Here is a 14908-nt window from a genome sequence, read left to right on the forward strand (position 1 = left end):
AATAGTAATTGAATATAATATCTATAAACTTTTCCTAGTGTGTCAATATATGATATACAGAGAAAATGAAAGGATTTAAAAGATTAGTTTGGATGTTTTTCAAAAACTAAAGCAAAATTTAAATTAAATTAAAGAAATGGTGTTAAGATAATACCTGTCACTAAGGACGGGCAACAAAAAAAGACAATAAGTTGAAAGAAAACAACTTAAAAAGTTTTTTAAAAAAAGTGTTGACAAAGTTCGAAGGTGATGATAAAATAAAGAAGTCGCTTGAGGGCGACAAAGAAATGGTCTTTGAAAATTAAACAGAAGATATTAACATAAACCAGCAATTCTTTTATAAGTAATATGAGTATAGATTAAACTTTTAAATTGAGAGTTTGATCCTGGCTCAGGATGAACGCTGGCGGCGTGCTTAACACATGCAAGTCGAGCGATGAAGTTTCCTTCGGGAAACGGATTAGCGGCGGACGGGTGAGTAACACGTGGGTAACCTGCCTCATAGAGTGGAATAGCCTTCCGAAAGGAAGATTAATACCGCATAATGTTGAAAGATGGCATCATCATTCAACCAAAGGAGCAATCTGCTATGAGATGGACCCGCGGCGCATTAGCTAGTTGGTGGGGTAACGGCCTACCAAGGCGACGATGCGTAGCCGACCTGAGAGGGTGATCGGCCACATTGGGACTGAGACACGGCCCAGACTCCTACGGGAGGCAGCAGTGGGGAATATTGCACAATGGGGGGAACCCTGATGCAGCAACGCCGCGTGAGTGATGAAGGTTTTCGGATCGTAAAGCTCTGTCTTTGGGGAAGATAATGACGGTACCCAAGGAGGAAGCCACGGCTAACTACGTGCCAGCAGCCGCGGTAATACGTAGGTGGCGAGCGTTATCCGGATTTACTGGGCGTAAAGGGAGCGTAGGCGGATGATTAAGTGGGATGTGAAATACCCGGGCTCAACTTGGGTGCTGCATTCCAAACTGGTTATCTAGAGTGCAGGAGAGGAGAGTGGAATTCCTAGTGTAGCGGTGAAATGCGTAGAGATTAGGAAGAACACCAGTGGCGAAGGCGACTCTCTGGACTGTAACTGACGCTGAGGCTCGAAAGCGTGGGGAGCAAACAGGATTAGATACCCTGGTAGTCCACGCCGTAAACGATGAATACTAGGTGTGGGGGTTTCAACACCTCCGTGCCGCCGCTAACGCATTAAGTATTCCGCCTGGGGAGTACGGTCGCAAGATTAAAACTCAAAGGAATTGACGGGGACCCGCACAAGTAGCGGAGCATGTGGTTTAATTCGAAGCAACGCGAAGAACCTTACCTACACTTGACATCCCTTGCATTACTCTTAATCGAGGAAATCCCTTCGGGGACAAGGTGACAGGTGGTGCATGGTTGTCGTCAGCTCGTGTCGTGAGATGTTGGGTTAAGTCCCGCAACGAGCGCAACCCTTGTCGTTAGTTACTACCATTAAGTTGAGGACTCTAGCGAGACTGCCTGGGTTAACCAGGAGGAAGGTGGGGATGACGTCAAATCATCATGCCCCTTATGTGTAGGGCTACACACGTGCTACAATGGCTGGTACAGAGAGATGCAATACCGCGAGGTGGAGCCAAACTTAAAAACCAGTCTCAGTTCGGATTGTAGGCTGAAACTCGCCTACATGAAGCTGGAGTTACTAGTAATCGCGAATCAGAATGTCGCGGTGAATACGTTCCCGGGTCTTGTACACACCGCCCGTCACACCATGAGAGTTGGCAATACCCGAAGTCCGTGAGCTAACCGCAAGGAGGCAGCGGCCGAAGGTAGGGTCAGCGATTGGGGTGAAGTCGTAACAAGGTAGCCGTAGGAGAACCTGCGGCTGGATCACCTCCTTTCTAAGGAATACATCTTAGGACAACTAAGATGACAATGAATTCTGGATAATATCTCTGTTTAATTTTGAGAGACTATCTCTCAAAATTGTTCTTTGAAAATTGCACATAATTTAATTTATAGAAACAACAAGCCAAATTGGCAAAACCAATTTCTATTCTTTGTAAAATGAGAACTATAACTAATATAGGTCAAGCTACAAAGGGCGCATGGTGAATGCCTTGGCATCAGGAGCCGATGAAGGACGTGATAAGCTGCGATAAGCTTCGGGTAGGCGCACATAGCCTGAGATCCGAAGATTTCCGAATGAGGAAACTCACATGGGAAACCCCATGTATCATTAAGTGAATACATAGCTTAATGAAGGTAACCCAGGGAACTGAAACATCTAAGTACCTGGAGGAAGAGAAAGAAAAATCGATTTTCTTAGTAGCGGCGAGCGAAAAGGAAAGAGCCCAAACCGGAAACTTGTTTCCGGGGTTGTGGACATAACATAAAAGTGGAGGCTATTGTAACTGAAGAGAACTGGAAAGTTCCACCGTAGAAGGTAATAGTCCTGTAAGTGAAACGAGAAGACCACGAGTTATGATCCAGAGTACCACGAGACACGTGAAACCTTGTGGGAAGCAGGGAGGACCACCTCCCAAGGCTAAATACTACCTGATGACCGATAGTGAAGCAGTACCGTGAGGGAAAGGTGAAAAGAACCCCGGGAGGGGAGTGAAATAGAACCTGAAACCGTGTGCCTACAACCGCTCAGAGCCCCTTATGAGGGTGATGAGGTGCTTTTTGTAGAACGAGCCAACGAGTTACGGTATGTAGCAAGGTTAAGTACTTAAGGTACGGAGCCGAAGGGAAACCGAGTCTGAATAGGGCGACTAGTTGCATGCCGTAGACCCGAAACCGGGTGACCTATCCATGGCCAGGTTGAAGCGAGGGTAAAACCTCGTGGAGGACCGAACCACGTTGCTGTTGAAAAAGCATGGGATGAGCTGTGGATAGCGGAGAAATTCCAATCGAACCCGGAGATAGCTGGTTCTCTCCGAAATAGCTTTAGGGCTAGCGTCGAGTATGAGTAGTGGAGGTAGAGCACTGAATGGGCTAGGGGGCATAGCGCTTACCGAACCTTATCAAACTCCGAATGCCACATACTTTGAGCTCGGCAGTCAGACTACGAATGATAAGATCCGTGGTCAAAAGGGAAACAGCCCAGATCGTCAGCTAAGGTCCCAAAGTGTAAGTTAAGTGGGAAAGGATGTGAGATTTCTAAGACAACTAGGATGTTGGCTTAGAAGCAGCCATTCATTAAAAGAGTGCGTAATAGCTCACTAGTCGAGAGATCTTGCGCCGAAAATGTAACGGGGCTAAACTTACCACCGAAGCTACGGGCTTGAACTTATGTTCAAGCGGTAGGAGAGCGTCGTAACCGGGCTGAAGTCGTACCGTAAGGAGCGGTGGACTGGTTACGAGTGAGAATGTTGGCATCAGTAGCGAGATGTGGGTGAGAATCCCACAGGCCGAAAACCTAAGGTTTCCTCAGGAAGGTTCGTCCGCTGAGGGTTAGTCGGGACCTAAGCCGAGGCCGAAAGGCGTAGGTGATGGACAACTGGTTGATATTCCAGTACCACTACCATCGTTATTATCGATGGCGTGACGCAGGAGGATAGTGTGTGCTAGCTATTGGATGCTAGTCTAAGCGTTTAGGCAGTGAGAGTAGGCAAATCCGCTCTCATAATGCTGAGGCGTGATGGGGAAGGTTCTACGGAACCGAAGTACATGATTCCACGCTGCCAAGAAAAGCGTCTAGAGAGAGAAGTAGTGCCCGTACCGCAAACCGACACAGGTAGGTGAGGAGAGAATCCTAAGGCCGGCGGAAGAATTACAGTTAAGGAACTCGGCAAATTGACCCCGTAAGTTCGCGAGAAGGGGTGCCTACGAGAGTAGGCCGCAGAGAATAGGCCCAAGCAACTGTTTAGCAAAAACACAGGTCTCTGCTAAAGCGTAAGCTGATGTATAGGGGCTGACGCCTGCCCGGTGCTGGAAGGTTAAGGGGAACACTTAGCGCAAGCGAAGGTGTGAACTTAAGCCCCAGTAAACGGCGGCCGTAACTATAACGGTCCTAAGGTAGCGAAATTCCTTGTCAGGTAAGTTCTGACCCGCACGAATGGCGTAATGACTTGGGCACTGTCTCAACTGTAAATCCGGCGAAGTTGTAGTGCGAGTGAAGATGCTCGCTACCCGCGATTGGACGGAAAGACCCCGTAGAGCTTTACTGTAGCTTAGCATTGAGTTTTGGTATTGTCTGTACAGGATAGGTGGGAGACTAGGAAATCAGGGCGTCAGCCTTGGTGGAGTCAACCTTGGGATACCACCCTGACAGTACTGAAATTCTAACTGGCGGCCATGAATCTGGTCACAGGACATTGTTAGGTGGGCAGTTTGACTGGGGCGGTCGCCTCCTAAAAAGTAACGGAGGCGCCCAAAGGTTCCCTCAGAACGGTCGGAAATCGTTCGAAGAGTGCAAAGGCAGAAGGGAGCCTGACTGCGACACCCACAAGTGGAGCAGGGACGAAAGTCGGGCTTAGTGATCCGGTGGTACCTCGTGGGAGGGCCATCGCTCAACGGATAAAAGCTACCTCGGGGATAACAGGCTGATCTCCCCCAAGAGTCCACATCGACGGGGAGGTTTGGCACCTCGATGTCGGCTCGTCGCATCCTGGGGCTGAAGTAGGTCCCAAGGGTTGGGCTGTTCGCCCATTAAAGCGGCACGCGAGCTGGGTTCAGAACGTCGTGAGACAGTTCGGTCCCTATCCGTCGCGGGCGTAGGAAATTTGAGAGGAGCTGTCCTTAGTACGAGAGGACCGGGATGGACTGACCTCTGGTGTACCAGTTGTTCCGCCAGGAGCACAGCTGGGTAGCTAAGTCGGGAATGGATAAACGCTGAAAGCATCTAAGCGTGAAGCCAACCTCAAGATGAGATTTCCCATAGCGTAAGCTAGTAAGATCCCTTGAAGAACACAAGGTTGATAGGTCGGGGGTGTAAGCATGGTAACATGTTCAGCTGACCGATACTAATAGATCGAGGGCTTGACCAAATATAGTAAATTAAATATGTGCAATTTTGAAAGAACAAAAACTTTCAAACATCTGGTGATGATGTTCTTTAGGGTAACACCCGTTCCCATTCCGAACACGACGGTTAAGCCTTTAGAAGCCGATGGTACTGCACGGGAGACTGTGTGGGAGAGTAGGTGGTCGCCAGGTCTTATGATTTGCTAGCTCAGTTGGTAGAGCACGTGACTTTTAATCACGGTGTCCAGGGTTCGATTCCCTGGCAGATCACCAAAAACCTCTCTAATAAGAGAGGTTTTTTTTGTATATAAAAATATATTATATAAATTAGTGGTAAAATAATTTATACTTAAGTTAGTTAAGTAAGAATGTAAAAAAGAGTTTTAATTATATTTTTATAGTATTTGGGAGGAGAGTAATGAAAGGAATAAAGAAAATATTATCATTAGGTTTGCTTTTAGTATTTTCATTTTCAATGGTATCTTGTGGTGGATCAAAAGAAAATACTTTAGAGGGTACAGTAGTAGTAACAAGTAAATATCCTGATGAAGTTAATAGTTATATAGCTGAAGAATTTAAAAAAGAAACTGGAATATCAGTTAAATATGAAGTAAAAGATGAAATAAAAGAAGATGATTTTAAAAATTCTAATACTGATATTATATTAGGTGGAGATAATGAATTATATAAAAAAATGGCTTCAGATAATATTCTTAAAGGATATAAAACAAGTTGGTATAGTGATGTAGATGATAATTATAGAGATAAAGATGGATATTGGTATTCAATATTTAGAAACCCTATGGTAGTTGCTTATAATAAAGCTAACTTAGCAGCAAATCTTGTACCAAAGAGTTTATCTGATTTAAAAAATGGGAATTTAGCTAATAAATTATTAATGGTAAATTCTAATAATGATTATACAAAGTATTTTATATCTGCTACAGCTTCTTATTTAAGTAAAGAAGGAAATAATGATGATAATATAGGAAGTACTTTCTTACAAGGTGTAAAGTTAAATGTGGCTACATTTTTTAATAATTACGAAGAATTATTTACAGCTTTAGACACTAAAGAAACTCCAATAGGAATTTTACCTTTAGATGTTTTAAATAAAAAAATTAAAGATAATGCTAATATAACAAGAATTGATTTTCAAGAGGGTGTACCTGTTATAACTGAATGTGCAGGTATATTAAAATCAGCTCCTAATCCAAATGCTTCAGAACTATTTATGGAGTTTGTAGCTGGGCCAAAGATTCAATTAGAACTAGCTCAGAAATTTAATATAATGCCTACATTACCTGTAGCAATAAAATATTCTCCTGACTGGATTAAGAATTTTAAAACTTTAGATATAGAAAATAATGTTGTTCTTGAGAATGAAGATAAATGGGTTCAATTCTTTAATGGTGTTGTTAAACCAGAAGTACCTGCCAAGACAACTAACAATCCTGTTATTAAAGGTAAGAAGAAATCTTAATACATATTAAAAAAGAGATATTATGTTTAAAACATAATATCTCTTTTATATTTAAAGTGTGAATTGTAAATAACTTATTCGTATTTAAATTTAATGATAACTTCTTTGATTTCTCCTTTAGAGTTAGTTCTAACCTTAAAGTCTTTGATATCTTTAAATTCATTGTTAATTTGGAAGTTAAGTTCATTTATAGTAGCTTTGGCTTTTTTAGCTAAATCACTATCTTCGATAACTTCAAATCTTTGCTTTTTAGTTGTAATTTCCTTGTTTCTATCATCAACTACAACATAGTATTTATCGCCTTCTTCAATTACAACATACTCTTTACCAAAAGTTAGGCTTGAGCATAATGAATTATCTATACATCTTACTAGCATAGCTACTCTCCTCTCAATTAATATATTAAATTCTCTACACCTTTAATATATCACAATAAGAGGCTTTGTCCATTATAAATGGATAATTAGATTAAATTTGTGATATCTTACAAATATACTATTTCTTAAGTTTTAATATATTTACTAGTAAATCATTTTTAGCAAAAATAAAGAATCTTTTTACTGAAGCAAGATCATCTTTTAAGGTACTAGTGCTATCATCTTTCCAGTAATCATTAAAGTATATGCATAAGATGAAAAATAAAATAGCCAAGTTTATATATATATCTTTAAAATCAGCTATAAATAAATTGCTTATACCTATGAAGTCTAAGCTTCCACCATAAAACACTTTATCTATTAAAGAACATAAAGCACCAGCCATTATAAATACTATACACATATCTGCATTAAAATCTTTATGGCCATTATGGACATAATATCTATAACATTCAAAGAATATTATTAATGCTATTAAATTTAATATTATAAGGAATCCAAAGTCTAATCCAGTTCCAAAGCGAACATTTAGCCAAGAGCCATCTGTATTTATAATTGGTTGGAAGGTTAAAAAATTACCTATAATATTAAAATGATCATTGAAAAACCATTTATGTATAATAAATTTTATTCCTTGATCTAAAATCATTAGAATCATAAATATCCATAGCAATGTTTTTTTGTTAAATCCATCTTTATATTTATTTACTAAAACATATACGAGATATCCTACTAATGCAAAAGGAATTATTAAAAACAACATCATAAGAGTTTCAGAATTATTTTCAATTCTTCCAGTTAAAAACTCAAATAAGAAATAAATCAACCACATTATAGGCAGTATCCCTATAGTTACCCATTTCTTTTTATTCATTATTACCTCCCTATAAGATATACCATTAGAATATTTAATTAAAATAACAATAACTTTTATAAATATTAAAGAGATATCTATAACTTTAGTCTATAATAGTGTCATTAATTAAACTAAATCAATTTTAACATAGTTAATTATTACAATTAAAGAGGATATATAGAATTTTAAAAGAATATATAAATTATCACACATAATAAATGACGAGGTGTTTTATGACAGATATTATAAGAGAGTACTATAATAAAAATAGTAAGAATGAATGGCTTAGATTAAATGATCCATATAATAGATTAGAATTATTTAGTACTATGTATATGATAAAAGAGTATTTTCCTCAGGAAGGAAAAATATTAGATATAGGCTCAGGACCGGGAAGATATTCAATAGAACTATTAAAAAGAGGATATGAAGTTAGTTTAATGGATTTATCAGAAAAATCTATAGATATGGCAAAGAGAAATATAGAAAGTATGGGATTAAAAGCAAAGGATTATATTTGTGGAGATGCCTTATATTTAGACTTTATAAAAGATAATACCTTTGATGGAATACTTCTTATGGGTCCTATGTATCATGTTCAATCAAGGGAAGATAGAATTAGAATATTAGAAAATTGCATGAGAATATTAAAACCAGGTGGGATTATATTAATAGCTTATATAAATTCCTTAGGAGTATTAAAGGTAGGTCTTTCAGACTTTCCACAAGAGTATAAAGATATAAATAAGATATATGACTTATTTGATGAAAAAGGATTTAGTGAGGAAGAATCTTTTACTGAAACATATTTTACTGTTCCAGAAAAGGCTATTTCTGAGGTTAATGAGGTAGGTTTTAATATATTAAGTAGAGCAGGGGCTGAAAGCTTTTTAAGTGGACAAGCTTTTTATATGACTAAATATTATTTAGAGGACAAGGAAATATACTTTAATTTATTAAAGGTTGCAACTGAAAAATGTGAAGATGAAAGATTTAGAGATTCAACAGAACATCTTATAATAGTTGCTAAAAAATAATAGTATTTTAAAGGTTAAATAGTTTATTTATATAAAATAGTAACTATGAGAATTAATTTAAATCTATGGCTTAAAAGCTCTAGTAGCTATAAAATATAAAAACTAAAAGGGAAAAGAGAGTAAATTACATTAAAAAAACAACAATAATAATATAGTTGTTTTTAGATGAAAAGAGAGGAGTAATTTTTATGTTAACAATTTTTGCAGTTTCAGATTCCATAGGAGAAACAGCTCAGCAGGTAGCCATGGCTGCTGCTAGTCAATTTAAGGATAATGCTGAAGTTAAAAGAATTCCTTATGTTAAAAGCTTAGAAGATGTAGAGGATTTAATGAAAACCATTGAGGATTGTGAAGCATGTATGATTGTATCTACCATAATAACTGTTAATGTTAGAGAGTATCTAACACAAAAATGTATTGAGAAAAATATAAATATAATAAATGTATTAGGTCCAATAATAAATGTAGCTTCAACAATATTAAATAAGTATCCAGATTATAATCCAGGTGCTATGTGGAATACTGATGAAACTTATTATAAGAGGATAGAAGCTATGGAATTTGCTATGCAGTATGATGATAGCAAAGACTATAGAGGATTAAAAAATGCTGATGTAGTTCTTGTTGGATTATCTAGAACATCTAAAACTCCACTATGTATGTATCTTGCTAACAAGGGAATAAAGGCAATAAATATTCCACTAGTTCCAGAGGTAGGTGTACCAGAAGAATTATATGAAATTGATAAAAAGAAAATATTTGGACTTACAATAAATCCACTTCAACTTATAGAAATAAGAAAAAGAAGATTAGATAAGTTTCATAGAATATCAGCAGATATAGAGTATGCTTCTGATTCAAGAATATTAGAGGAGTTTGAATTTGCAGATAAGATACTTAGAAAAATAGGATGCAGAACCATAGATGTAACTCAAAGAGCTATAGAAGATACTGCTTTAATAATAATGGAAAAGTTAGGTGTGAAATAATTTTTTATAAACATAATTATTTTAAAACACAAAATTTAATAGGGATAAATATAAAGCTACTAGTATTTTTTATTAGTAGCTTATATTTTTATTATTTTAAATAAGTGATTAAATTAATGTTACATAAATAAAAAATAGTATTTTTAAATTTATTAGTATATTAGTTTGCATTATGTTTTGGAATTATTTTGAATATATTATATTAGAATGTAAATAAGAACTAAATATACTAATCCAGGTGTATCAATATAAGAATTAATAAGAAAATAGATGAAAATAAAAGAATTATAATTATAATTTAGAATTTTTAATGTTAATAAATAGTGAATAGAATTAATATCATGGTAAGATAAATCTCGTCGCTGAGAGACACACAAACAACTTAACAAAATAAATTAAAAGTTTTGAAAAAAAGTTGTTGACAAAGTTTCGAAGTGATGATAAACTAAGGAAGTCGCTTGAGGGCGACAACGAAATGGTCTTTGAAAATTAAACAGAAGATATTAACATAAACCAGCAATTCTTTTATAAGTAATATGAGTATAGATTAAACTTTTAAATTGAGAGTTTGATCCTGGCTCAGGATGAACGCTGGCGGCGTGCTTAACACATGCAAGTCGAGCGATGAAGTTTCCTTCGGGAAACGGATTAGCGGCGGACGGGTGAGTAACACGTGGGTAACCTGCCTCATAGAGTGGAATAGCCTTCCGAAAGGAAGATTAATACCGCATAACGTTGAAAGATGGCATCATCATTCAACCAAAGGAGCAATCCGCTATGAGATGGACCCGCGGCGCATTAGTTAGTTGGTGGGGTAACGGCCTACCAAGGCGACGATGCGTAGCCGACCTGAGAGGGTGATCGGCCACATTGGGACTGAGACACGGCCCAGACTCCTACGGGAGGCAGCAGTGGGGAATATTGCACAATGGGGGAAACCCTGATGCAGCAACGCCGCGTGAGTGATGAAGGTTTTCGGATCGTAAAGCTCTGTCTTTGGGGAAGATAATGACGGTACCCAAGGAGGAAGCCACGGCTAACTACGTGCCAGCAGCCGCGGTAATACGTAGGTGGCGAGCGTTATCCGGATTTACTGGGCGTAAAGGGAGCGTAGGCGGATGATTAAGTGGGATGTGAAATACCCGGGCTCAACTTGGGTGCTGCATTCCAAACTGGTTATCTAGAGTGCAGGAGAGGAGAGTGGAATTCCTAGTGTAGCGGTGAAATGCGTAGAGATTAGGAAGAACACCAGTGGCGAAGGCGACTCTCTGGACTGTAACTGACGCTGAGGCTCGAAAGCGTGGGGAGCAAACAGGATTAGATACCCTGGTAGTCCACGCCGTAAACGATGAATACTAGGTGTGGGGGTTTCAACACCTCCGTGCCGCCGCTAACGCATTAAGTATTCCGCCTGGGGAGTACGGTCGCAAGATTAAAACTCAAAGGAATTGACGGGGACCCGCACAAGTAGCGGAGCATGTGGTTTAATTCGAAGCAACGCGAAGAACCTTACCTACACTTGACATCCCTTGCATTACTCTTAATCGAGGAAATCCCTTCGGGGACAAGGTGACAGGTGGTGCATGGTTGTCGTCAGCTCGTGTCGTGAGATGTTGGGTTAAGTCCCGCAACGAGCGCAACCCTTGTCGTTAGTTACTACCATTAAGTTGAGGACTCTAGCGAGACTGCCTGGGTTAACCAGGAGGAAGGTGGGGATGACGTCAAATCATCATGCCCCTTATGTGTAGGGCTACACACGTGCTACAATGGCTGGTACAGAGAGATGCAATACCGCGAGGTGGAGCCAAACTTAAAAACCAGTCTCAGTTCGGATTGTAGGCTGAAACTCGCCTACATGAAGCTGGAGTTACTAGTAATCGCGAATCAGAATGTCGCGGTGAATACGTTCCCGGGTCTTGTACACACCGCCCGTCACACCATGAGAGTTGGCAATACCCGAAGTCCGTGAGCTAACCGCAAGGAGGCAGCGGCCGAAGGTAGGGTCAGCGATTGGGGTGAAGTCGTAACAAGGTAGCCGTAGGAGAACCTGCGGCTGGATCACCTCCTTTCTAAGGAATACATCTTAGGACAACTAAGATGACAATGAATTCTGGATAATATCTCTGTTTAATTTTGAGAGACTATCTCTCAAAATTGTTCTTTGAAAATTGCACATAATTTAATTTATAGAAACAACAAGCCAAATTGGCAAAACCAATTTCTATTCTTTGTAAAATGAGAACTATAACTAATATAGGTCAAGCTACAAAGGGCGCATGGTGAATGCCTTGGCATCAGGAGCCGATGAAGGACGTGATAAGCTGCGATAAGCTTCGGGTAGGCGCACATAGCCTGAGATCCGAAGATTTCCGAATGAGGAAACTCACATGGGAAACCCCATGTATCATTAAGTGAATACATAGCTTAATGAAGGTAACCCAGGGAACTGAAACATCTAAGTACCTGGAGGAAGAGAAAGAAAAATCGATTTTCTTAGTAGCGGCGAGCGAAAAGGAAAGAGCCCAAACCGGAAACTTGTTTCCGGGGTTGTGGACATAACATAAAAGTGGAGGCTATTGTAACTGAAGAGAACTGGAAAGTTCCACCGTAGAAGGTAATAGTCCTGTAAGTGAAACGAGAAGACCACGAGTTATGATCCAGAGTACCACGAGACACGTGAAACCTTGTGGGAAGCAGGGAGGACCACCTCCCAAGGCTAAATACTACCTGATGACCGATAGTGAAGCAGTACCGTGAGGGAAAGGTGAAAAGAACCCCGGGAGGGGAGTGAAATAGAACCTGAAACTGTGTGCCTACAACCGCTCAGAGCCCCTTATGAGGGTGATGAGGTGCTTTTTGTAGAACGAGCCAACGAGTTACGGTATGTAGCAAGGTTAAGTACTTAAGGTACGGAGCCGAAGGGAAACCGAGTCTGAATAGGGCGACTAGTTGCATGCCGTAGACCCGAAACCGGGTGACCTATCCATGGCCAGGTTGAAGCGAGGGTAAAACCTCGTGGAGGACCGAACCACGTTGCTGTTGAAAAAGCATGGGATGAGCTGTGGATAGCGGAGAAATTCCAATCGAACCCGGAGATAGCTGGTTCTCTCCGAAATAGCTTTAGGGCTAGCGTCGAGTATGAGTAGTGGAGGTAGAGCACTGAATGGGCTAGGGGGCATAGCGCTTACCGAACCTTATCAAACTCCGAATGCCACATACTTTGAGCTCGGCAGTCAGACTACGAATGATAAGATCCGTGGTCAAAAGGGAAACAGCCCAGATCGTCAGCTAAGGTCCCAAAGTGTAAGTTAAGTGGGAAAGGATGTGAGATTTCTAAGACAACTAGGATGTTGGCTTAGAAGCAGCCATTCATTAAAAGAGTGCGTAATAGCTCACTAGTCGAGAGATCTTGCGCCGAAAATGTAACGGGGCTAAACTTACCACCGAAGCTACGGGCTTGAACTTATGTTCAAGCGGTAGGAGAGCGTCGTAACCGGGCTGAAGTCGTACCGTAAGGAGCGGTGGACTGGTTACGAGTGAGAATGTTGGCATCAGTAGCGAGATGTGGGTGAGAATCCCACAGGCCGAAAACCTAAGGTTTCCTCAGGAAGGTTCGTCCGCTGAGGGTTAGTCGGGACCTAAGCCGAGGCCGAAAGGCGTAGGTGATGGACAACTGGTTGATATTCCAGTACCACTACCATCGTTATTATCGATGGCGTGACGCAGGAGGATAGTGTGTGCTAGCTATTGGATGCTAGTCTAAGCGTTTAGGCAGTGAGAGTAGGCAAATCCGCTCTCATAATGCTGAGGCGTGATGGGGAAGGTTCTACGGAACCGAAGTACATGATTCCACGCTGCCAAGAAAAGCGTCTAGAGAGAGAAGTAGTGCCCGTACCGCAAACCGACACAGGTAGGTGAGGAGAGAATCCTAAGGCCGGCGGAAGAATTACAGTTAAGGAACTCGGCAAATTGACCCCGTAAGTTCGCGAGAAGGGGTGCCTACGAGAGTAGGCCGCAGAGAATAGGCCCAAGCAACTGTTTAGCAAAAACACAGGTCTCTGCTAAAGCGTAAGCTGATGTATAGGGGCTGACGCCTGCCCGGTGCTGGAAGGTTAAGGGGAACACTTAGCGCAAGCGAAGGTGTGAACTTAAGCCCCAGTAAACGGCGGCCGTAACTATAACGGTCCTAAGGTAGCGAAATTCCTTGTCAGGTAAGTTCTGACCCGCACGAATGGCGTAATGACTTGGGCACTGTCTCAACTGTAAATCCGGCGAAGTTGTAGTGCGAGTGAAGATGCTCGCTACCCGCGATTGGACGGAAAGACCCCGTAGAGCTTTACTGTAGCTTAGCATTGAGTTTTGGTATTGTCTGTACAGGATAGGTGGGAGACTAGGAAATCAGGGCGTCAGCCTTGGTGGAGTCAACCTTGGGATACCACCCTGACAGTACTGAAATTCTAACTGGCGGCCATGAATCTGGTCACAGGACATTGTTAGGTGGGCAGTTTGACTGGGGCGGTCGCCTCCTAAAAAGTAACGGAGGCGCCCAAAGGTTCCCTCAGAACGGTCGGAAATCGTTCGAAGAGTGCAAAGGCAGAAGGGAGCCTGACTGCGACACCCACAAGTGGAGCAGGGACGAAAGTCGGGCTTAGTGATCCGGTGGTACCTCGTGGGAGGGCCATCGCTCAACGGATAAAAGCTACCTCGGGGATAACAGGCTGATCTCCCCCAAGAGTCCACATCGACGGGGAGGTTTGGCACCTCGATGTCGGCTCGTCGCATCCTGGGGCTGAAGTAGGTCCCAAGGGTTGGGCTGTTCGCCCATTAAAGCGGCACGCGAGCTGGGTTCAGAACGTCGTGAGACAGTTCGGTCCCTATCCGTCGCGGGCGTAGGAAATTTGAGAGGAGCTATCCTTAGTACGAGAGGACCGGGATGGACTGACCTCTGGTGTACCAGTTGTTCCGCCAGGAGCACAGCTGGGTAGCTAAGTCGGGAATGGATAAACGCTGAAAGCATCTAAGCGTGAAGCCAACCTCAAGATGAGATTTCCCATAGCGTAAGCTAGTAAGATCCCTTGAAGAACACAAGGTTGATAGGTCGGGGGTGTAAGCATGGTAACATGTTCAGCTGACCGATACTAATAGATCGAGGGCTTGACCAAATATAGTAAATTAAATATGTGCAATTTTGAAAGAACAAAAACTTTCAAAAATA

The 14908-nt window shown here is 41.2% G+C and carries 5 protein-coding genes, 1 tRNA gene and 5 rRNA genes; 9 read left to right on the top strand and 2 right to left on the bottom strand.

Features of this window, described 5'->3' with window-relative positions; genetic code table 11:
- Nucleotides 1-368 precede the first annotated feature (368 nt).
- The 5 genes from GOM42_RS00440 to GOM42_RS00460 all read left to right on the top strand — a co-directional run bounded on the left by GOM42_RS00440 (nucleotide 369) and on the right by GOM42_RS00460 (nucleotide 6434).
- Nucleotides 369-1881 (top strand): 16S ribosomal RNA (locus GOM42_RS00440).
- Nucleotides 1882-2068: 187 nt separating this feature from the next.
- Nucleotides 2069-4974 (top strand): 23S ribosomal RNA (locus GOM42_RS00445).
- 51 nt (nucleotides 4975-5025) lie between these two features.
- Nucleotides 5026-5143, top strand: a 5S ribosomal RNA gene (rrf, locus tag GOM42_RS00450).
- Together the 16S, 23S and 5S rRNA genes with 1 tRNA gene alongside form the textbook arrangement of a ribosomal RNA operon.
- Nucleotides 5144-5148: 5 nt before the next feature.
- Nucleotides 5149-5224 (top strand) — tRNA-Lys (locus tag GOM42_RS00455).
- Between the two features lie 145 nt (nucleotides 5225-5369).
- On the top strand, nucleotides 5370-6434 hold the full coding sequence (locus GOM42_RS00460; protein ID WP_110077598.1) for an extracellular solute-binding protein: 1065 nt from the start codon (nucleotides 5370-5372) through the stop codon (nucleotides 6432-6434).
- A gap of 74 nt (nucleotides 6435-6508) precedes the next feature.
- Here the strand turns inward: GOM42_RS00460 and GOM42_RS00465 are convergent, their stop codons facing one another.
- Complete coding sequence (locus GOM42_RS00465) at nucleotides 6509-6811, bottom strand: hypothetical protein (RefSeq protein ID WP_003448492.1); 303 nt, start codon at nucleotides 6809-6811, stop codon at nucleotides 6509-6511.
- 118 nt (nucleotides 6812-6929) lie between these two features.
- On the bottom strand, nucleotides 6930-7685 hold the full coding sequence (locus tag GOM42_RS00470) for a signal peptidase II (RefSeq protein ID WP_110077599.1): 756 nt from the start codon (nucleotides 7683-7685) through the stop codon (nucleotides 6930-6932).
- Nucleotides 7686-7900: 215 nt separating this feature from the next.
- On the opposite strand from GOM42_RS00470, the gene GOM42_RS00475 reads away from it, so the two are divergent.
- The 4 genes from GOM42_RS00475 to GOM42_RS00490 all read left to right on the top strand — a co-directional run bounded on the left by GOM42_RS00475 (nucleotide 7901) and on the right by GOM42_RS00490 (nucleotide 14855).
- The gene (locus GOM42_RS00475) at nucleotides 7901-8704 is read left to right on the top strand and encodes a class I SAM-dependent methyltransferase (RefSeq protein WP_057232027.1); all 804 of its coding nucleotides are present in this window, start codon (nucleotides 7901-7903) and stop codon (nucleotides 8702-8704) included.
- Between the two features lie 188 nt (nucleotides 8705-8892).
- On the top strand, nucleotides 8893-9693 hold the full coding sequence (locus GOM42_RS00480) for a pyruvate, water dikinase regulatory protein (RefSeq protein WP_003466672.1): 801 nt from the start codon (nucleotides 8893-8895) through the stop codon (nucleotides 9691-9693).
- Between the two features lie 556 nt (nucleotides 9694-10249).
- Nucleotides 10250-11762, top strand: a 16S ribosomal RNA gene (locus GOM42_RS00485).
- Between the two features lie 187 nt (nucleotides 11763-11949).
- Nucleotides 11950-14855: ribosomal RNA gene (locus GOM42_RS00490) — 23S ribosomal RNA — on the top strand.
- Nucleotides 14856-14908: the final 53 nt, after the last annotated feature.

The organism is Clostridium sp. 16K-1-R1 (genome assembly GCF_023921145.1).
In the GTDB taxonomy this organism is placed as follows: domain Bacteria; phylum Bacillota; class Clostridia; order Clostridiales; family Clostridiaceae; genus Sarcina; species Sarcina perfringens.